The sequence below is a fragment of the Glacieibacterium frigidum genome (assembly GCF_007097155.1).
Taxonomy (GTDB): domain Bacteria; phylum Pseudomonadota; class Alphaproteobacteria; order Sphingomonadales; family Sphingomonadaceae; genus Glacieibacterium; species Glacieibacterium frigidum.
In genome coordinates this window covers 500,836-520,959 of the sequence record NZ_VJWA01000002.1, presented here as the reverse complement: position 1 = coordinate 520,959, position 20,124 = coordinate 500,836, and the positions used below count along the sequence as shown (strand labels likewise).

The 20,124-nt window shown below is 65.8% G+C and carries 15 protein-coding genes; 5 read left to right on the top strand and 10 right to left on the bottom strand.

Translation table 11 applies throughout. The annotated features are described in order from the left end of the window. Positions 1–8 precede the first annotated feature (8 nt). From FMM06_RS12015 to FMM06_RS12005, 3 genes are read right to left on the bottom strand one after another with little or no spacing between them, the layout of a single operon-like run. Positions 9–1,583 (bottom strand): FAD-binding oxidoreductase, encoded by a 1,575-nt coding sequence (locus FMM06_RS12015; protein WP_235889293.1) that lies wholly within the window; start codon positions 1,581–1,583, stop codon positions 9–11. Beyond that, positions 1,580–1,927, bottom strand: coding sequence for a hypothetical protein (locus FMM06_RS12010; protein WP_144237631.1), 348 nt, complete (start codon positions 1,925–1,927; stop codon positions 1,580–1,582). Before FMM06_RS12010 ends, FMM06_RS12015 begins: the two co-directional genes overlap by 4 nt. Next, positions 1,924–3,147, bottom strand: coding sequence for a class I SAM-dependent methyltransferase (locus FMM06_RS12005; protein WP_144237630.1), 1,224 nt, complete (start codon positions 3,145–3,147; stop codon positions 1,924–1,926). Before FMM06_RS12005 ends, FMM06_RS12010 begins: the two co-directional genes overlap by 4 nt. Before the next feature lie 187 nt (positions 3,148–3,334). Here FMM06_RS12005 and FMM06_RS12000 point away from each other — a divergent pair, with 187 nt between their 5' ends. Next, positions 3,335–4,771 carry a flavin monoamine oxidase family protein gene (locus tag FMM06_RS12000; protein ID WP_235889292.1) on the top strand — a complete coding sequence of 479 codons (1,437 nt, stop codon included), beginning with the start codon at positions 3,335–3,337 and terminating at the stop codon, positions 4,769–4,771. 2 nt (positions 4,772–4,773) lie between these two features. Further along, entirely contained in the window at positions 4,774–5,595 is an 822-nt protein-coding gene (locus tag FMM06_RS11995) for a DUF1838 family protein (protein WP_328591563.1), read from the top strand. Positions 5,596–6,264: 669 nt separating this feature from the next. On the opposite strand, the gene FMM06_RS11990 is transcribed toward FMM06_RS11995, so the two are convergent. Further along, positions 6,265–7,215 (bottom strand): metal-dependent hydrolase, encoded by a 951-nt coding sequence (locus FMM06_RS11990; protein WP_144237628.1) that lies wholly within the window; start codon positions 7,213–7,215, stop codon positions 6,265–6,267. A gap of 157 nt (positions 7,216–7,372) precedes the next feature. Between FMM06_RS11990 and FMM06_RS11985 the strand changes: the two genes are divergently transcribed. Beyond that, a complete protein-coding gene (locus FMM06_RS11985; RefSeq protein WP_235889291.1) occupies positions 7,373–8,230 on the top strand; it encodes an alpha/beta hydrolase in 858 nt (285 codons plus the stop codon). A gap of 316 nt (positions 8,231–8,546) precedes the next feature. Here FMM06_RS11985 and FMM06_RS11980 read toward each other — a convergent pair whose 3' ends face one another. The 3 genes from FMM06_RS11980 to FMM06_RS11970 form a co-directional block, all read right to left on the bottom strand. After that, positions 8,547–10,220, bottom strand: a complete 1,674-nt coding sequence (locus FMM06_RS11980) for a DUF885 family protein (RefSeq protein WP_185965168.1) — start codon at positions 10,218–10,220, stop codon at positions 8,547–8,549. A gap of 587 nt (positions 10,221–10,807) precedes the next feature. Then, positions 10,808–11,602 (bottom strand): ADYC domain-containing protein, encoded by a 795-nt coding sequence (locus FMM06_RS11975; RefSeq protein WP_144237626.1) that lies wholly within the window; start codon positions 11,600–11,602, stop codon positions 10,808–10,810. Positions 11,603–11,649: 47 nt separating this feature from the next. Further along, complete coding sequence (locus FMM06_RS11970) at positions 11,650–12,027, bottom strand: hypothetical protein (RefSeq protein ID WP_144237625.1); 378 nt, start codon at positions 12,025–12,027, stop codon at positions 11,650–11,652. 161 nt (positions 12,028–12,188) lie between these two features. On the opposite strand from FMM06_RS11970, the gene FMM06_RS11965 reads away from it, so the two are divergent. Further along, positions 12,189–13,094, top strand: coding sequence for a helix-turn-helix domain-containing protein (locus FMM06_RS11965; protein ID WP_144237624.1), 906 nt, complete (start codon positions 12,189–12,191; stop codon positions 13,092–13,094). A 270-nt stretch (positions 13,095–13,364) separates the two neighbouring features. Then, positions 13,365–15,437 carry a catalase gene (locus tag FMM06_RS11960; protein WP_328591562.1) on the top strand — a complete coding sequence of 691 codons (2,073 nt, stop codon included), beginning with the start codon at positions 13,365–13,367 and terminating at the stop codon, positions 15,435–15,437. A 523-nt stretch (positions 15,438–15,960) separates the two neighbouring features. On the opposite strand, the gene FMM06_RS11955 is transcribed toward FMM06_RS11960, so the two are convergent. Genes FMM06_RS11955 through FMM06_RS11945 form a run of 3 tightly spaced genes read right to left on the bottom strand, consistent with a single transcriptional unit; the run spans position 15,961 to position 20,035 of the window. Further along, positions 15,961–16,716, bottom strand: a complete 756-nt coding sequence (locus FMM06_RS11955; protein ID WP_207790284.1) for an N-formylglutamate amidohydrolase — start codon at positions 16,714–16,716, stop codon at positions 15,961–15,963. Beyond that, positions 16,713–17,630, bottom strand: coding sequence for a transglutaminase family protein (locus FMM06_RS11950; RefSeq protein WP_144237621.1), 918 nt, complete (start codon positions 17,628–17,630; stop codon positions 16,713–16,715). The genes FMM06_RS11955 and FMM06_RS11950 overlap by 4 nt, the downstream gene beginning before the upstream one ends. Then, entirely contained in the window at positions 17,627–20,035 is a 2,409-nt protein-coding gene (locus FMM06_RS11945; protein WP_207790283.1) for a circularly permuted type 2 ATP-grasp protein, read from the bottom strand. Before FMM06_RS11945 ends, FMM06_RS11950 begins: the two co-directional genes overlap by 4 nt. Between the last annotated feature and the right edge of the window lie 89 nt (positions 20,036–20,124).

Here is a 20,124-nt window from a genome sequence, read left to right as displayed (position 1 = left end):
TCTGGCGGTCAGAGGCCGAGGTTGCCCGGCGACAGGCGGCCGTGGGGGTCGACCTCGGCCTTGATGGCGCGCAGCAGCGCCAGCGGTGCGGCACCCAGCCGCCCGGCATAGGGATAGGCCTTGCCGAGCTGGAAGTTGATCGCCCCGTGCGCGACGAAGAGCGCGGTCAGGTCGGCCTTGAGCTGGTGGACATAGGCGCGTGCCGCCGGGTTCTCGGTGTGGCGCGGCAGCCCGGCGAGATAGTCGGGCGGGATCACTGCCTCGTGGTAGGCGGTGTACGCGTCGGGCCAGTAGAGCGCGATCTCGTACAGGAAACCGCTCGCCCCCATCGTCGCGAACATGCCGCCGGTCCACACGCCGTGGGCCTGCATCGCTTCGGCGCGCGCGGCGTAGAAGGCCTCGAGCGCGACGTGAAAGCCCGGCACCGCGGCGTGCGGCAGCACGCCGTGCAGCGGCACCCAGCGCTCGCCCGCCGGGCCCAGCGTGTTGAACAGTGGCGCGAACGGCATGCCGCGCACCACCGCCGGCACCGTCGCCGGGATTTCGCTGCCCAGGCCCGCGGTCAGGGTCCGGATGCGGTGCAGCCGCGCGCGCGCCTCGGCATCGTCGAAGCCCTCGACGATATAGTGCACCATGAAGGCCGACGTCCCGATGACGCGCCGCGCCGAGGTCGCGGCATGGGCGAGCTGGCGGACGCCGGCCGCGAGCGACGGCGAGCTCTTGAGGATCGACCACGCGACCGCCAGCGACGCCCCGGCACGGTCCTGGCGCGCGATCTGGCCCTGCGACAGCGCCGCATCGAGGGCGAAATGCGAGTCCTCGATCCGCTCCTGCGCGACGCGGCGCATCGCCTCGTGCATCGCCGCGAAATCGGGGAAGGCGAAGGAGATCGGCCGGTGCGCCGCGCGGCGGCGGATGACCGGCAGCGTGATCCGCGCCTTGATGCCCAGCGCGCCGCAGTCGCCGGTGAACAGCCCGGTCAGGTCGGGCCCGAAGTGGCGGCTGAACGGTGCCAGCCCCGCTGCGGCCGAGCCGGTACTCAGCAGCGATCCGTCGGCAGTCACGACATCGAACGACAGCACCGACTCCGCCGAAATGCCGTAGGCGCCCGACCCGTGGCTGGTGCTGTTCTGCGACGTCGACCCGCCGATCGCCGCCGCGAGCCCCGAGAACGGCCCCCAGAACGGGGTGCGCAGGTCGTGCGCTGCCAGCGCCTCGCGCAGCGCCGCCCAGGTCACGCCCGCCTGGACGGTGACGTAACCGGCTTCGGGGTCGATCGCGACGATGCGGTCGAGCCGCCCCGTGTCGATCAGCACATGGCCGCTGCCCTGCGACAGGTAGCCATCGGTGTACGACGCCCCGCCGCCGCGCACCGCGAGCGGCGTGCAGGTATCCGCAGTCGCGCGTACCACCGCCTGCAATTCCTCGACCGAACCCGGCCGCACCACCGCCAGCGGCGGTTCGAGCGTGCGATACACGTCGCCCGCGAACGGCAGCGCGGCCGTGCCGGTCAGGACGTGCGCATCGCCGACGATCTCCGCCAGCGCTGCGCGCACGTCGGTACGGGTCGCGAGCAGCGTCACCCGACCGCGATTTCGTCGATCACCGCGGCATAGCCCTCGGCGGTCTCCGCGGCTTCGGCCTCCGCGGCCTCCTTGCGCATCAGGTAGAACAGCCGCCCGAGCAGCGCCTGGCGCCGCGCCTCGCGCTCCTCCAGCGCCACCTGGTCGAGGGCGAGGCTCGCGATGCCGGCGCGCAGGTCGAGGCCGTTCGCCGCCGCGACCCGCTCGATCGAGTCGATGTGATCGGCGAGCACCGAGACTTCGCCCGCCAGCACCATGATCATCGACATCATCTGGTCGAGCGCGGGCGTCTCGTAGAAGTGCGGCCGCTTGCCCTGCGCGCTGCGCGTCATGCCCTCGCTCATGCCGCAGCGGCCTTGCGCGCGATCAGGACTTCCCAGCCGCCGCCCGGTGCGAACTCGCCCGCGGTAAACTCGCGGTCGGCGACGGCATCGGCGGCGGCTTCGCTGTAGCCGGCGGCGGCTTGGGCTGCGAACTCCATCACCGCCATCGGTGCGGTGTCGAAGCGGATGGTGTCGGCCTGGAACCCGGCGACCTTCGCCAGCGCGATCTGGTCGAGGTCGCGCATCGCGCCCCAGAAGGGCTCGTTGTTGTAATAGGTTTCGTTGTCCAGAATGAACTGGGTGAACGGGTCCATCAGGTCGAACGGCGGCAAGTCGGCGTGGATCATCAGGCCGCCCGGCGCCAGCACGCGGTGGCATTCGGCAAAGATCTTCGGCATCGCCTTGCCCGACGTTTCGTGCAGCATGATGTGGCTGACGACGAGATCGAAATAGCCGTCGTCGAAGTCGGTCGCCTCGGCGTTCATCTGCGCGAAGTTGACGTCGAGGCCGAAGGCCCCGGCGCGGGCATGGGCGAAGCGGATCTGCGGCGCCGCGACGTCGATGCCCCACACCTCGGCGTCGGGAAACAGCTCCTTGTAGGGCAGGGTCGAGTGGCCGACCGTGCAGCCCATGTCGAGGATGCGCTTCGGCGTGAAGCCGTCCAGCCGGCGCTTGATATAGTTGCAGACCGACCGGCCCATGTCGTCGTTGTTCGGGCCGGTATAGCCCATCGAATAGAGGTAGACGCCGCGGTCGTAGAGCGCGCCCAGCGCGATGCCGTCGCGGTCCGCGCCGCGTCCCGAATAGCCGCCGGGCATGCAGTGGATGTCGAGCGCCGCGACATAGCGCGGCACTTCGAAATCGTCGGGGATCAGCAGCTTGCCCCGGTTGCGCGCCGAGTTCGCAGCAGTGCGGGTCTCGAGCGCGGGCAGGTCGCGGTCGACGCTGTCGATGACGCTGTCCCACAGCAACTCCTGCGCGACGCGGTTCACCGCGGCGTAGTGCTGAAAATACGGATCGGGGACCATCGCCTTGCGGATGTCGTGGCGGTCGGCGGGGGCGCGCCCGGCCTCGCGCTCGAAGCGCCGCGCCGCGCGCGCCCGGAACACCGGCCCCAGCCCCGGCAGGATGCCCTGCTGGACGAACTGCTTCAGGCTTTTCGCGAACTCCTGCCGCGCGCCCTCGTCGGGCGTCGGCTGCGCCAGCGCCGGGTGCATCGCTTGCTGGAAGGTGTTGAGCACGGGCGTGACCTTCTGTTTCGCTGCCAGACTAGCGCGTGCGGCGCACACCGTAACCCTGCTTGGTCCGGTGTCCGACTGGCGGACAGATCCTCGTCGTGCGGATGCTATCCGCTTGTCGGATACGGTTCGAAGTTCGCCTCGACCTTGTCCGCGACTTGGTCTGATTTGGCGGTTCAGGGGAATTTCGATGGTCGACATGCACCGCCGCCAGTTCACATTCGCGCTTGGAGCGGCGGGCCTCGCCGCGGTCGCCGCACCGTTGCGTGCCGCCACCCGCCCCGGCAAGATCGACGTCATCGTGCTCGGCGCCGGCGTCGCCGGATTGAACGCCGCGTGGACGCTGGAGCAGGAGGGACTGCGCGTCCTCGTCCTCGAAGGGCGCCAGCGCGTCGGCGGGCGCGTCCACACGCTGTTCGACCTGCCCGGCTATCCGGAGATGGGGTTCAACTCGATGGGCGACGGCTATGGCCGCGGCATCGGCTGGGCCAAGCGCACAGGGCTCGAACTGGTCGAGGTCGGCCAGCGCTACCGGATGGGCAAGGAGCAGGGCCTGTGGCTCGGCGGCAAGCCGATCCCGCGCGACCAGTGGGCGGCGTCGCCGCTCAACCCCTTCCCCAAGGATTACCGCGCCTTCATGCCGTGGGAGGCATCGAGCGTCGCGGTCGCCAAGCACAACCGCCTGACCGACTACACGACGTGGCTCGAGCCCTCGGCGCGCCCGCTCGACATCTCGCTCAACGCCTTCCTGACCGCGCAGGGCTTCAGCCAGGACGCGATCCGGCTGGCCAACGACGTCTCGCCGTTCCACGGCACGACGGCGCACGACGTCTCGGCGCTGATGCTCGAATTCGGCGTCGGCTTCGTCAAGAACCAGCTGTCGGCGGGTCCGAACTCGTGGAGCATCAAGGGCGGCAACGAGCGCCTGCCCAAGGCGATGGCGGCAACGCTGAAGGGCGACATCCTGCTCGGCAAGGAGGTCGTCGCGATCGACAGCCGTGCCGATGTCGCCGAGGTGCGCTGCGCCGACGGCAGCGTGTACCAAGCGCCGCGCGTCATCTGCTCGCTGCCCTTCTCGACGCTGCGCAACGTCCATGTCACGCCGGGCTTCACGCCGTTGCAGTCGCGCGCCGTCGCCAGCCTGCCGTACCAGCGCCTGTCGATCGCCTTCATCACCGCCAGCGCGCCGTTCTGGGATGCCGACGGCCATTCGCCGGGCATGTGGACCGACTCGATCCTCGGGTCGGTGACGCCGCAGCGCTATGGCAGCTCGGTCGACCAGATCAGCGGCTTCGTCGTCCAGGCGCGCGGGCAGCTGTCGGACGTGTGGGACCGGCTGGGGCCGCAGACCGCGCTGGCACGCATCGTCGCGAAGCTGGAGGAGATGCGCCCCGCAGCCAAGGGCAAGCTGAAGGCGCACCGCATGTTCAGCTGGACCCAGGAGTATTTCAACGCCGGCGACTGGGCCTATTTCGGGCCCGGCCAGATCGCCGACTTCGTCCCGACCATGGCGCAGCCGTCGGGGCGCGTGCATTTCTGCGGCGAGCATACCGCGACCGCCGCGCGCGGGCTGGAGGCCGCGCTCGAATCAGCCGAGCGTGCGGCGGTCGAGGTGCTGGGCCTGTGACGATGATCATCGGCCGCCGCGGCCTGATCGGCACCGCCGCGGCGCTGGCGGTCGCGCCCGCCGCCGCCGCCACCACCTTCGCCGCACCTGCCGACAAGCTGCGCGCGCTGATGCTGATGCGCGGGGCACTCGACGACCGGCTGGTCATCTACTGGCTGCGCGGCCGCTATTTCGGGCTTGTCGACGGCGAGGTGAAGCCGCTGTTCGGCGTCGTCAACGCCTGCTTCTCGCGCTACCGCGCCCACCCGGACGGCGGTTTCATCGGCGCGCGCGGCGAGGTCTCGCACTACACCGACTTCGACACCGGCGAGGTCGTGGGCAGCGTCCGCAACCCGTACGACGGCCGCATCATGGAGCCGCCGCCGCGCGGCTATCCGCCCAGCCCGGTGCGGATCGAGGCCGACAGCAGCATCTCGATCAAGGAGATGCCGGGCATGGAATTCGCCAATGCCATCCACGACATCGAGGTGACCGGCGACGACGCCCGGATGTTCGAGCGAAACGCGTCGAAGGTCCCGCTGCCCGGCGGCAAGGCGTCGCTATACAACGAAATGGTGACCTACCGTGCGCGGGTGGCGGACCTGAGAAAGCCGGGCGCTAATCGGGTGCCGTGCGATATCAATTTCACGAATACGGTCAGCTGGCGGTCGTGGATGGGAATGGCCGACCACCCCGGCCACATGCTGGCAGTCGGCTCAGGCGCCTTCGTTGCCCGCGTCGCAGACCTGCCGGCTGCCTGGCTGAAGGCGACGGCGGCAACGCAGCCCGAACTGCTCGGCAATCCCCAGGCGTTCCTCGATCCGGTGTGGAAGACGATCGCTTAACAGGGGTGGTGCACCGGAAGGGATTCGAACCCCTGACCCCTGCCTTCGGAGGGCGTATCTCCTCGTGATTGTCAGTTACTTACGGTGATTCATAGCGATCACGAGGCGTCTTTTGTTCACTTATCGTGCTTCGAACGTTCACGCGGAAGGTTCATGCCTGAGTTACGGCGAACGTGGAGGACGTTGCCCCTTCCTCTTCCAGCATATCCTGGATGATCATAGCAACGAACGGCTCATCTTCGATCATCAATACGTGACACATTCATTCGCTCCGATCGGACGAGTGTAACGCAGCTTAGGAGCGGCAAGTTTCCCTCGTGTCGTGTTGGTCTCGCTATGACGCGCCGGGCGTGCAGCTTTTCTAGACGATCGCCATCTTCTGCTGTGGATGCCAGCTCGGTTGTTGCATCGGCGCGGCACGAGCGGCACACCCTCGAACAGTGACGTCAGTTAGTCGGCCTTCCCTGCAGGTTAGAAGCCGCCTTATGCGGCATGTCGCCCAATCCAGCCAGAGATCGCGTATGAATGATGCTCAAAGTTGGGGCGGCAGATGTGCCGATCAACGTCCGGAGATGAGCCTTAAGCACGCCAAGGTGCCGCCATGAGCGTCCGCGTTGTCCGGTGATGTTACGCAACACACTTTTCGTCAGTCACTGCTTGTTGCGTCGCTCATTCCGGCACGACCGCATGCACGCTGAAACGCCCTTCAGGTGTCTTATTGTAGCGGGCGTCTCCCACCGTTACGCGCGCCTCGCCGGGTCGCCGCGTCACCTTGGCGAATGGTAGCCGCGACCAGTAGAGGAAGTCGGCAACGCGCCCGTCCCGGGCGGCGGCGGCGGCTACCGCAGGGTCCGACATATTGGTCGCGACCAAGCGGGGAGAGAGCGACAGGTGCTGCGTCGGCAGCCAGCTTAGTTCGCCGAATCCAAGCGCAGTACCGGTGGTGAAGACCACCAAGCGGCGGAACGGGTCTATCGGGACGGGGCTTGCCACCACGAGGCGTGGGACGCCCAGTCCGCGCGCCGCGACCTCGCGCGCTACGATGTCCTCTGCAGCGGCGCTCGCCGCCCCCATGGCGCCGGCGTACAGGGTAACCGCAGCGAGCGCCGCGACTGCGGGGCGGCGGGCATGCGCATTCCCCCGCCGTTGACGTCGCCGCGCAAGCCAGACGCCGACCGCCAGCGCGCTCCACATCCAGACGTCGACGATAAATACGGCGTCGCCATAGAACCAGCGGTCAGAGAACGGCATCAGACAGCGAATGCCGTAGGTGTTGAGAAAGTCGAGCAGCGGATGCGACACGATGCCGACATAGGCGAGCGCCAGGAGCCAGTAGGGCCGCACCGGCGGCCTGGCTTCGGGTCTGGTGCCCCGACGTGTTTGCCAGCGGTCGAAGGCAAGCATTGCCGCCACCAGCAGGACCGGCAGCACAAGCAGCGCAATCGGGCCATGCGTCCAACCGCGCCGCCACGCGAGGTTCTCGCCGACGAGCAGCCCAAGCACGTCGATGTCGGGCAGGTTGGCCGCGATCATCAGCGTCGCCAGACCGAGCCCGGTTTTGTCCTTCAGCCCAGCGTAGCCGAGCGCGGCACCGGTGAGCGTGTGTGCTAGATTATCCATGCTCTGCCTTTTCGTTCGGATAATCCATCTGGCAAGCTCGAGCCGAGCATGACGGCCGTGTCGACATGCTGCGTCAAATTACGATCGCCGCATTCGCGCGTGCGATCGTCGGAGTGCGCCGTATGTTCTTGATCCAGCGTCACACTCCTCAGAACAGGTGACGATCACCATCGCCGCAAAATGCGCAGAGCTCGCACTAGCAGACATTTGCGAAGAAATGGCCGGCATCTGGACCGATCCTGTTGCCGGCATTCTTCAAGGGGATGATTCCCATTCCATATTAATAGCGCGTAGCTCTCCTGACGTAGGCGGCGCGCGGAAGATGAAGGCCTCAAACTTGTCCAAGATCGTAAACGGCTCAAGCCTGCAGCCATTTTCCGGCAGCAAGCCGAGGCACATCGTGCTGCTGCTGCATGGCTACGGGTCGAACGGCGCCGACCTGATCTCGCTGGCGCCACATTGGCAGCGAAGGTTGCCCGATGCGCTGTTCCTAGCACCGAACGCACCGCAGCGGTGCGGCAACGGTGGCTATCAATGGTGGCCGTTGTCTGCCTTCACGCCCGCAGCCTTGGCCCAAGGAGCAAAAGCAGCAGCACCGGCAGTTGACGCGTTTATCGACCGCAAGCTGGGCCAATATGATTTGACCGAGAGCGATCTTGCGATCGTAGGGTTCAGCCAAGGAACGATGATGGCGCTCCATGTCGGTCTCCGCCGCACCCGACCAGTTGCCGCAGTCGTCGGCTATGCAGGCATGCTGACCGGCGCGCCGGAGCTATCGCATGCTTCCATCACCACGCCACCCGTACTGCTCGTCCATGGTTCGGCGGATCCGGTGGTGCCGGTGGCTGCCCTGCACGCGGCAAAGCGCGACTTGGAGCATCTTGGCATCGTCGTGACAGCGCACGTCTCGCCAGGCGGGGGTCACTCAGTTGACCCCGTCGGCCTGCGCATTGGCGGAGAGTTCGTGGCGAAAGCCTTGCACGCAGGTGAAGCGGGCGATCGCGCGACAAAGTGAATGAAACCAGCGTTGCCCGCAGCGTACTAACTTTCCCGGATGAATGTCGGTAGCGGGGGCTGAGGCAAGGCAAATCCACGGTCACTCCTTGATCTTTGTAGCCGTGGTGCAAGTCGCGACGAAATCGATACGGATGAGTTGAATGTTCGACAATGTCCTTCGTGGACGTTGAAGTCCGATCGCTCAGACTTGCCAGCTTGGCGAAAGCTCGTCCGATGGCGTCGGTCATGGCGTTCGTCGATGGAGCACATGCAGCAACGCATCTTTCTTGAGATGAAGCTCGCTTTGCAGACGATAACCCGCAGTCTGTAGTGGCTCAGCGCGGTGGCAGCGGGTCGCGCGTCCAGAATGTTCGAACCTCGTCGTCGAAGCCTGTCATGTCATAACGAACGAGCGACATCGGCACGCGGCCTGTCGCCATCAGCTCGTCGTGAAACTGCCTCAGAACGAACTTGTCGCCAAGCTGCTGGCGCCGGTCGCTGACCAGCTTCTGCATCTCGATCATCCCGACAGTATAGCCAAGGCCGTACCCGGGTGGGCGGCGCAGGTAGATTTCGGCATCGACCCGCGCGACATTGGCATCCAGCCACGGCGTCTGCTTACGCCAGTCGGCGACCACCTGCGGCACCGACTTGCGGTTAAGCTGCAAGTCGATGTCGCCGGCGATCCGGACGGCACGGAAGATGCCGAAGATGTCGATCAGCTCGCGCACGCGCGGGCGATCTTCGAGGAAGCCAAGCCGAAGAGCCGCGTCTTCGAGATAGACGCCCCAGCCCTCGGCGCGCACCCCATCGTCGATCCTGCCGCGAATCGGCCGCTTGTCGCGCTTCGCCATCCGGCCGTCGAAGGCGTGACCAGGAAGCGTTGCGTGCAGCAGGTCCGGGCTGGGGTCGCGGTACTGGATCTCTTCCCAGAAATTCGGGCCGCCCGGCCGGACGATCCACGGCACGTTAATGTAGAGGTCGCCGATGTCCTCGGGGACCGTGATGATCTCCTCCGCTGCGATCCAGGCGCGAATGCGCTGCAGCGAATCGGTCTTGCGGCGACCGTATTCGGCTTCGGTAGAGGGAAGTTCGAGCCGCGGCAGCTTGCGGTTGCGGTGCTCCTCGAGCGCATGAGCCGCCCACAGGCGCTGCGTCTCGCGGGCGCCCAGCACCTCGAGCTGTCGGGCGGTATAGGGCAGCAGCTTGACGTTCTTCAGGTACCAGTCGAATCGCGCTTCGCCGACACCGGCGCTGGCGGTCATCTTCGAGCGCCCGGCCTTCAGCCAGGCTTGAAATTCGACTGCGGCGGTCCGTGCGGCAGCGATATCGGGCAGCAGCACCGGTTGGGCGGTGCGGGCGCGCGCCGCGAGATCGTCGAACCAGCCGATGACTCCGGCGGGCGGCACCGTACGATATGGATGGCCGTGCCCAACGCCGTCGGCGGTGTTTAGGTTGTGCAGCGCCAGATCGGCGAAATCGCCGGGAACATCGCGCAGGTTGCGCCGCGCCGCGGCGGCCAGCGGGGCGATTGCACGCAGCTCCTTGCGCAACTTTTCGAGCTTATCGCCGCTTGCGGGCAGCTCGGCGAACGACACGTCGAGCATCTGGTCGACGTAGAAGCCGGGATCGCGCTCCCAGGGCTTGGCGACGTCGAGCAGGAACTGATGCTGCAGCATCTTCGACCGCGCTGCCAGCCAGTCGACCCGCTCGGCACGCGGCATCGCGGCGACGTTCACGTCCTCGATGCGACGCAGGTAATCGCCCATCGCCTGCCGCTGCGCAGCGATCGTCGCCGCGCTCCAGTCGCCGACGCCGTCGGCTGGTGCGGTGTCGCGCCAGGCAAGAAACTCGCCCCACAGCTTGAGCAGATCCTGATAGCTGCCGCGGCCGCGCGGTGGGCCTGCTTCGGCCTGCACGACAGGCGCAGTGGTAGCCTGCGCCGCGGCGGCGGCCGGCAGTAGCGGCACGAGTATCAGGGCGAGGGCGGTCGGAATCAGCAGCTTCATCATCTTCCCCCACGCAGCAACGGAAATTTGCTCCGCCGGACCGATCCTAAAACTTCACGCCCACGCCGCAACTGTCGGTTTTGGGTACAAAAGTGGTGGCGCGAACGTCCCATTTGTGGGTTTACCAGACCTCAGTCCGCTCAGCCAAATCCAGTGCAGCTCCGACGTCAACACCAAGGCCGGCCGCGCAGCGCGGGTCCGCCAACGCGTTCTCGAGTAGCAAGCCGCGTGCGGCGTCGCCGAAAACCTCAAATTATAAAGGGCGTTAGATGGCAGGTCGCTCTTTCAGGATATTATGCATTCCCGTCTCCTCCGGTACCGGAAGAAGCCTGGCGTGCGCATCGAGGGTCAGCGTGTCTAGAACAGCACATGCTTTCAGCAGTTGAGGCCAATCCAGCCCGCCTCGTCTACGTCCGTGCTTTCGCTGCCGACTAGGATTGGATCGTCGGGGCTGCCGTCTGCATACGCGACAGTTCGCCGACGACGAGACGCTGCGGGCTTTGCGCCAAGGATCCCGTCGGCGTGTGGCATTGAGCCGACCGATGCCCTGACGATGGCTGCCGGCCGATAGCGGATACTGACGTTGTTTAGTGAGTCGCGGTCCCTGTAGGCTTAATGCGCGTGAAGATGACTGCTCCGCGCCGCCGCGCTTCTGCCTCGTCGCATGGGGTCGCAGCCAAACGCGGCGCGGACGTGAGTAATACGTCAAGTGGCAGCAGGTCGGCCCACCGCGTCCGCGCGACACACACGGCACCGCCGGGTCCCCAGCCCGCTTCGAAGCGGTACTCGTTGCCGATCTTCGGGTCGGGGGTCTGAATGGCGAGACTGTCCCAGATGTCGATAGCGGTGCCGTCGCGGGTGTGTGCGGTGCCCCGGCCGTCATAGTCGGCGCGTGCGACGTGTTGGCATGCCTGGTACATCGCTGCGACCGCGGGGCGTGGATCCCAAGGATCGTAACCCCACAGCACGCATTTTGCCTGACTGCCCGAGGTGCAGGTCAGGAACCACTTCGCCGGATCGCGCACGTAACGTCCGCCTGCTTCCCAACGTCCCGCCACGGGAAACGCGACTTTGCGGCCGTGCGCGTCGGCGTCGCATAGCGGCACCCACTTACCCTCCGGGTCGCGGATGCTCAGCGCATGCAACAGCGCTGTCGCGCGTTCGGCAGCAGGCGATACCGCGTCAATACGAATGGTCGCCGGCATACCGTCGGGGCCGTCGACATCGAGGATCGCGCCAACCAGATCGGGCGAAGTCAGGCGGCGGCCGTCAGCGGTTATCAGGACAAACTGCTCGCCTTCGACCGTCAGTTGCGCCGCGGCAGTAGCGGAAATGGGCCAGACAGTGAGCAAAGTGACGATGGCAAGCACGAGGCGGCGCATAACGGTCTCCGGTTGCGGCCGAGGCTGGCGCCCCGGCCACAAGGGCTTCAATCGACGGTGATCGTCTCGCCGGTGGCGAGCGTAACGGTGCGGACGGCCAGCGTCAGGTCAATGCGCTCGGGCGCGAGCGCGGCGGTCCGGTCGGTCATCTGCGCTCCGTTCGAGGCCGTGCCCTGAAAGACGACGCCGGGACCATTGAGCTGAACGCCGTTCAGAAATTTGCCCTGCAGGACGACACCGGGACCGTTGAACTGGACACCGTTCAGATACTTGCCCTGCAGGGTGACACCATTGAACAGGATCCCGTTCCTGGTGATGCCGTTGAACGCCTTGCCCTGAAGCGAGATGCCGTTGAATGTGATGCCGTTCCACGTGATGCCGGCGCTGGCTGGAGTGGCGGCGGCCAGAGCGAGGGCGGCAGCCACAATGACTGATTTAAGCATCTGAATATTTTCCCTGTTTGGCGGACCGGACTGGCCAGCCGATGTCGGGGCTTATCGTCGCAAGTGCGCTGCGGCGGGAGTTGCAACGCCCTTCCGCATGGTGAAACATGATGAACGGAGTTGCATCGGGAGGCCGAGGGCCGTTGACGACAGGGTTTGCCGACCGGCTCGCGCTCGTCTTGAAGGCACGCGCGATCTCGCGTGGTCAGCTTGCCGCGGAGTTGCAGATCGACAAATCACTGGTTTCGCGCTGGCTGTCGGGCGGTACCGTCCCCGGCAATCATAATCTGTCGCGGCTGACCGCATTCGTCGCGGCGCAAGTTCCCGGTTTCACGATGTTCGACTGGGAAAGCGATACAGCTCGGCTAGCAAGCAGACTCGGTATCGATGACGCTGTCAGTTCTGGTCCGCTGTCAGCGCCTATTCACACACTGCCATCAGTCCCGCCCTTCGCAAATGTGCCCGATTTCGGCATTCTCCCTGCTTTCGCCGCAGCAACGCACGACACGGCAACACGCGGGTCGCGCTATTGCGGACTATGGCGCAGCTGGATGCCAACCTTCGGGCGCCCCAACGACTTTCATTGCGAGCACACGGTCATCCAAAAGGATGGGGACTGGCTAACCGGCTACGCACTAGGTTTCTCGTATCGCTGGCCACTCGTCGCAATGATTGCGAACGGCCAATTGTTCATGCACCTGTCGGACTCGATCAACTTCGTCACGCGGCAGTTCTCGCGCGCCGACGAGCCTATCATAGACCAGATCGACGGTTTGATGATGAGCCCAGCCTCCCTGCCGCACCAAGCTCCGACTGCGTGCCGGATCATCATGCAGCCCATAACTCCACCGGAAGCAACGATTGTGGAGGTCGATGCTGCCATCATTGACCACGCCGCCGACCGTCGTCTTGTCCCCGGCGCCGAGCTCGACGAGACGATGCGCAGCGATTTGCTTCCGGATTGTGGGCCGTCGGCACAAAGCGCTGGCGGCGATCGACTACTCCGATCAGATACGGCTCAGCGCTTGGTGCGGACACGCTATTTCTAGAACTGGCCGATCCGCGAGCGGCGATGCCCCATATCAGATCTGCTCGCCCCCATTCACTCTAAGTTGGCGAGCCTGCATGCAGCTCGCCTATTTCGGACCGCCCACGAGCTTGTCCGAGTGGATAAGCCAACTTCCATGATTTTCTGCGACGAGCACGGGGCAAAGCTCGCCGCAACGCGTTGCGTCTTCAAATCGAGAGGATCGACGAGCATGGCATCATCCAAGAAGACCGCCCCCCGCGCCGCCGCCAAGCCAAATACCAAAACTGCGATGCCCGCTGCGGAATTCGTGGTCGGCGATGGCGGCGAGCTCCATCAAGTCGCAGCCCCCGGGCAGCCGCTGCTGACCACCAACCATGGCCTGCCGATCAGCGATGACCACAACAGCTTGAAGGCCGGGCCGCGCGGCCCGGTGCTGCTTGAGGATTTCATTCTCCGCGAAAAGATTTTCCACTTCGACCACGAGCGTATCCCCGAGCGCGTCGTCCACGCCCGCGGCCTAGCGGCGCACGGCTATTTCGAGCTGACCGACAGTCTGGCCGACTTTACCACCGCCAAGGTGCTGACCGAGGTCGGCGAGCGCACGCCCGTCTTCACCCGTTTCTCGACCGTCGCCGGCAACAAGGGCTCGGCCGATGTCGCGCGCGACGTGCGCGGCTTCGCGGTCAAGTTCTATACCAAGCAGGGCAACTGGGACATCGTCGGTAACAACATCCCGGTGTTCTTCATTCAGGACGCGATCAAGTTTCCCGACCTGATCCACGCGGTGAAAGAAGAGCCCGATCGCGGCTTCCCGCAGGCCCAGTCGGCGCACGACACCTTCTGGGACTGGATCGCCTGCACCCCGGAGGCGATGCACATGGTGATGTGGCAGATGTCTGACCGCACGATCCCGCGGTCGGTGCGGTTCATGCAGGGCTTCGGCGTCCACAGCTTCCGGCTCATTAACGCCGAGGGTCAGTCAACCTTCGTCAAGTTTCACTGGACGCCGGTCCTCAACATGCAGTCGGTGGTGTGGGATGAGGCGGTCAAGCTGAACGGTGCCGACCCCGACTATCACCGCCGCGACCTCTACACCTCGATCCGCGACGGCGAGCATCCCGCGTGGGAACTCGGCGTCCAGCTTTTCACCGAGGATGAGGCGGCGGCTTTCGACTTCGATCACCTCGATTCGACCAAGATCATCCCTGAGGAGGTCGTGCCACTTCGCACGATCGGACGACTGGTACTGGACCGAAACCCGGCCAATGTGTTCGCTGAAACTGAGCAAGTCGCCTATTGCACACAGAACATGGTGCCCGGCATCGACTTCTCGGATGATCCGCTGCTGCACGGGCGTAATTTTTCATACCTCGATACGCAGCTCAGCCGGCTCGGATCGACCAACTTTCACCAGATCCCGATCAATGCCCCGAAGTGCCCGTTCGCCAACATGCAGCGCGACGGCCATATGCAGACGCACCCGCAGGCGACCCGCGTCGCCTATACGCCAAGCCTGATCGACCCCTCCGGCCCGCGCGAAAGCCACACCGAGGGCTTCCGCAGTTTCCCCGCCGCGGTCGAGAAACCGAAGGCGCGCGTGCGCTCGGCGACGTTTGGCGACCACTACAGTCAGGCACGGCAATTCTTCATGAGTCAGACCGAACCCGAGCAGGACCATATCGTCGCCGCGCTGGTCTTCGAGCTGAGCAAGGTCGAGTTGCCGATCATCCGCTCGACGATGCTCGGTCACCTCGTGCGGATCGACGTCAGCCTCGGCGAGCGGGTCGCGGCGGGGCTCGGCCACCGGGGCGAGATCGTGCCCGCGCCGACCGATATCCCGGCGCGCACCGACTTGGCTGTATCGCCCAAGCTCAGCATCATCGGGCAGGGCCCGCCCACCCTCGTCGGTCGCTTGGTCGGCGCGCTGGTCACCGACGGCGCCGACAGTAAGGTCGTCGGCGGCCTGATCAAGGCAGCGAAGGCGGCGGGTGCCTCGATCAAGATCGTCTGCCCGCGCCTTGGCGGCGTCGTCCTCGACGACGGCAGCACGCTTGCCGCCGATTTTCAGATGGCGGGCGCGCCATCGGTACTGTTCGACACCGTCGCCGTTATCGCGTCGGAAGCGGGAACGACGGCGCTGCTCGGCGAGGCGGCAGCAGTGTCCTGGGTCCACGACGCCTTCGCGCATTTGAAGGTCATCGGCCACACCGCCGCCGCTCAGCCGCTGCTTGATGCGGCAGGTGTCGAGCCCGATGCGGGGATCGTCGCGCTGGCCAAGGGCGGCGACGCCGCGACCCTGACCGACACGGCTGCAGCGGGGCGCATCTGGGCGCGCGAGCCGAGCGTGCGAACCGTCTATTGATAGCCCAATTTATGGCGCAGCGGCACTGACGGCAATGTGGCTGGCCGTCGACAAGATCACCGTGCCCGCATTGCAGCGTGCGGCCTGCTGGCCGCGCGTCGTGGTCGCGGTACCGGCGCGCGACGAGGCCGCCAACATCGCCATGTGCCTTACGGCGCTGGCCGTTGCGGCGCGACGGTCTGGTGGTGCGCCCGTCACTGAGGCCGAATTATCGCGGCGCTGGACCTGCGCGCAGCACGTCGAGGCGATAATCCTGTCGCCGCTCTTGCTGCCTGACAGTGGCCCGGTCGCGAGTTGCCGCGATGAAGCTGGGCACCGCGCTGTCACCGGTCTGCGGGTAATCCGGCGTCGGCCCCAGCCAGTGCACGAGGCCGCGGGGCGCCCTGCGTCCGTCCGATTACCCGACAATTCCAATAGTCGCCGGAGGCAGTGATACGTCGCACTTGCAGGAAACGTGACCGGACGCCGCGCCGTCCTGCACCCAACGATCGCGCAATCGAAGTGTTCAATTTGAAAGTGGCGATCAGGATACTGTGGCGGCAAGTGCAGCCGTCAATAAACTGGCCACTATCTCCACGTTGGCTGCGCCTTCGAGGAGATCTTGCCGAATCTCCAGCTCAACGTACGGTCGGTCGGTGTCAAAGGCATGACGGGGCACGGTATGGTCGGTCGCGTCCATCCTGTACGGTTCGTTGTCGCCGATCGTCAGCTCGGTATACCGAGTTAGCCAATCGAGCAGACGGCGGGCGAACGCATCATTGTGCCCGGCGTGCAGCACACCGAGATGCCAGGGACGCGCGCGGCCGGCGAGAACCGGTGTGAAGCTGTGTAGCGAAACGAGAACGTCCGAAGCTGGCCGGCCTGCCAGTGCCGACCCTACGGCGAACTGATAGGGCTCGTGAATTTCGGCCACGCGGACGCGCCGGGCGGCGGGATCGAGGCCGACATTGCCCGGAATAGCGGTGCCGTCGCTCTCGGCAGGTATCGCGGCCGCCGCTGCCGGATCGCGGTTGCAGTCGATCACGAGCCGCGAATAGCGCTGGCGCACGAACACGGCGTCGAGGCGCGCGGCAAGACTTCGGCCGAGCGCGTCGACCCCAATATCCCAGCCAATATGCCGTGCAAGATCATGGGCGGCGACGCCCAACGTCCCGAGCGCCGACGGAACAAGGTTACCGGCATGATCGCCGATCAGCAGCAGCCTCGACGAACCGTCAGGATTAACGATTTCGACCGGCGGAAGATCGTCAGCTCCCAGCAGACGTGGCCGGGCGGTCACGCGTGATCGGCCGCCAAAACGCGTCGAGATTCCTGCTCGCCTTCCGGCACGACATCGACTTCGACCTTCAGAGTTTGCCCGCCGGGGGCAAGAATGATGCCGTCGATCGGCGCGACGTCGGAGTAATCGCGGCCGGTGGCGAGTACGATATGGTCGTTCTGAGCCACCACCGCGTTGGTAGGATCGAAACCGATCCAGCCGCGCTCCTCACCGCACCAGAGTGAGACCCACGCGTGCGTAGCGTCGGCACCTGCAAGCCGTGGTCGGCCGGGCGGCGGATTGGTGCGCAGATAGCCGCTGACATACGCCGCCGGCAGCCCGAGGCCACGCAGCCCCGAGATCATGATGTGCGCGAAATCCTGGCAGACCCCGGCGCGCGCCTCGAAAGCTTGCGCCGCTGGGGTCGAGACGGTCGTGATGTTTGGGTCGTAGGTGAAGTCGGCGTAGATACGCTCCATAAGCTCGCAGGCGGCGGCTTGTATCGGGCGGCCGACGGCGAAGCTGGCGCGCGTATAGTCGGTGATAGCCGCAATGGGCGGCGTCCGCCGCGTCGGATAGAGGTACGCCGCAGGGCTATCGGCCTCTAACGCGGTCGTTCCGAACGCGGCGGTCCGAACGTCTTCCCAAGCCGCACCGTCGAACAATTGCCGGCCTTCGCCCGCCTCGACATCGACGCGAGACTGAGCGTCGATGACCAGTGCGTCGTGCTCACGGTCGATGACGATGGTCTGGGTGCGTTCGCCGAACGGCCCGCGACCGACAACGATGCTGGCGGGTTCAGGCAGAACGCGGACCGCGCTGTCGAGCAACGTCTGCGTCAGCGACGTCCCGGGGGTTAGCCGCAGTACGCAGCGCGCGAAACCTACCGGCTGTTGATAGGCGTAAGTCGTGCAATGGCGGATCGTGTAGATCATCCCATGCTGGCGAGCTTGATCGTCGGTACGGCCTTGGCTCCCTGCAGAAAGTAGCGGTCGGCAATCGCCCCCGACAGACGCATCAGCATCTGTTCAAAGCGCAGGATGGTCGCGACCGTCAGCGCTGCCGCTTCGCTGGTTTCGACCTCGGTGGCGAGCGGCAGCAGGATGCGCTCCTGTTCTTCGAGCATACCGTCGTCGAGCAGGGCCGGAAGCGCCCGCAAATGATCTTTGAGCGTCTGGACCTGAAAGGCTAGCGCGCGGGTATTGAAGCAGTCGAGCACGACCATATCGCGCACCGGGACCAGCGCCAGCCCTACAAGATAGCGCGCGCGATAGGTGATCTGGCCGTCGACGAGGTCTAGCAGCAGATCGAGATCATCAGTGGTGGCACCGTCGTGCGCGAAGGTTCGGGCCATTCGGCAGGCGTTGATGCCGCGCTCGACGCGACGGCCCATGTCGAGGAAGCGCCAACCGGCGACGCGGTTCATGTTCTCCTGCGACAGTCCCGACAGCGCCGCGAGAATTTGCAGCGCATGCTCAGTCTGCTGAAGCGCCTCAGCTTCGGACGCCGGCGCACGGCCGGCTGCGGCAAGTTCGGTCTCGAGGTCGACAAGCAGCGTCCAAAAATCTGCTGACAGTCGCTCGCGCATGCTGGCGGCGGTGCGGCGCGCGGCACGCACAAGATAGATCACTGAACCATAGGCTGCCTGATCGCGCAGCGTGTCGCGCGCCGCCGCAAGCGATCCGCCGCCGCGCGCGGTCTCGTCCAAGGCGCCCCAGTCGATCAACAATTGCTGCAGCAGCGCCAGCGTCTCGCCGCTGCTGTGGATCGCGGACTCGGACGCCATCAGGCTGGTGCACAAGCTGCGCGCCAGCCGCAGTGTCGCCTCGGCCCGCTCGATGTAGCGGCCTAGCCAGAACAGATTGTCGGCGGCGCGGCTGGGCAGATGGCCGAGGATGCGGCGAACGCGCACGTCGTCTTTGCTCGCCATCAACGTCGTGGTGCGCGTAACGGGCTGATTGTCGATCACCCACACATCGGCGGTCCGCGCGCCATCGCCCATTGAGATCGCGCGAACGTCGCTACGTTCCGAGGTGCGGCAGAAGCCGCCGGGCATGATGCGGAAGCCGTCGGGCGTCCACGCCGCATAGACGCGCAGGACGAACGGCGCCGCCTGAAGGCGGTCGTCGCGCAGGACCGGCATCGTCGACAGCCGGACCACCTCCTGCCCGACGAAGTCGCCGGGGCGGTCGCGCAATTGCGCGACAACCGTCGCGCGGGCCTCGGGCGACAGGCTGGCAATCAGTCGCGGCCGAGACGATGCGTGGTCGCCGTCGAAAGTGTTGAACGCCGGCGCGATGACCAGCTCGTCGAGGTCGCGCTCGACTCGCTCGCATGCGTTGGGCTGGCCGCACCACCAGGTCGCGACATTGGGCAACTTCAGTCCTTCGCCAAGAACGAGGCGGCACAACCGGGGCAGGAAGCCCAGCAGTGCCTTCGATTCCATCACGCCGGTACCGGGCATGTTGACCATCGCGACGCCGCCGGCACGAACCGCCTCGAGGATACCGGGGGTACCGAGGCGCGATGCGCCGTTGAGTTCGAGCGGATCAAGGAAGTCGGCATCGACGCGGCGCAGGATCACGTCGGCGCGCTTCAACCCGCCAATTGTCCGGACATAAACCCGACCGTCGCGCGCGATCAGGTCTGCCCCCTCGACGAGCAGGAAGCCCAGATAGCGCGCGAGATGCGCCTGCTCGAAATAGGTTTCGCTAAACGGTCCGGGACTGAGCAGACAGATGCGCGGTTGGCTGCGGTCGGCGCTGGCGGCGAGCCCTTCGCGCATGGCGTCGAAGAACGGCGCGAGGCGCTCGACATTCATTGCGTTGTAGAGCGCGGGATACGCTCGCGACAAAACGAGCCGGTTCTCAAGCGCGTAGCCCGCCCCCGACGCGGCCTGGGTGCGGTCGCCCAAGACCCACCACCGGCCGTCGGGACCGCGACCCAGATCGACCGCATATAGCGGCATATGCCGGCCGCCCGGCGGCTTGACGCCACGCATCGCGCGGACGAAGTCGAGACTGCCAGTTAGCGCAGCGGCAGGCAGCGCGCCGCTAGCGACCAGCTTTGCCTCGCCGTAGATGTCCTGCAAAATCGCCTCGATAAGCGTGGCGCGCTGCTCGACCCCAGCAGCGATCTGCGCCCATTCGCGCTGTCCCAGGATCAACGGCAGCGGGTTGAGTGGCCAGCTGCGCTCGGTTTCCTCGCCATAGACGCGGTAAGATACACCGGTATCGCGGATGTGCCGCGTCGCAAGATCGAATCGGCTGCGCGACTCGGCGGGCGAGTACTCGGCGAACCCTGCGAGGAAATTAAGCCAGTCGGTGCGTGGCCGTCGCATGACGTCGAACAGTTCGTCGGGAACGCCGGGCAGTGTTTTGTAGTCGCGCAGCCAAGCCGAAAGGCGAAGCGCCGCCGCAGGCTCCAGAT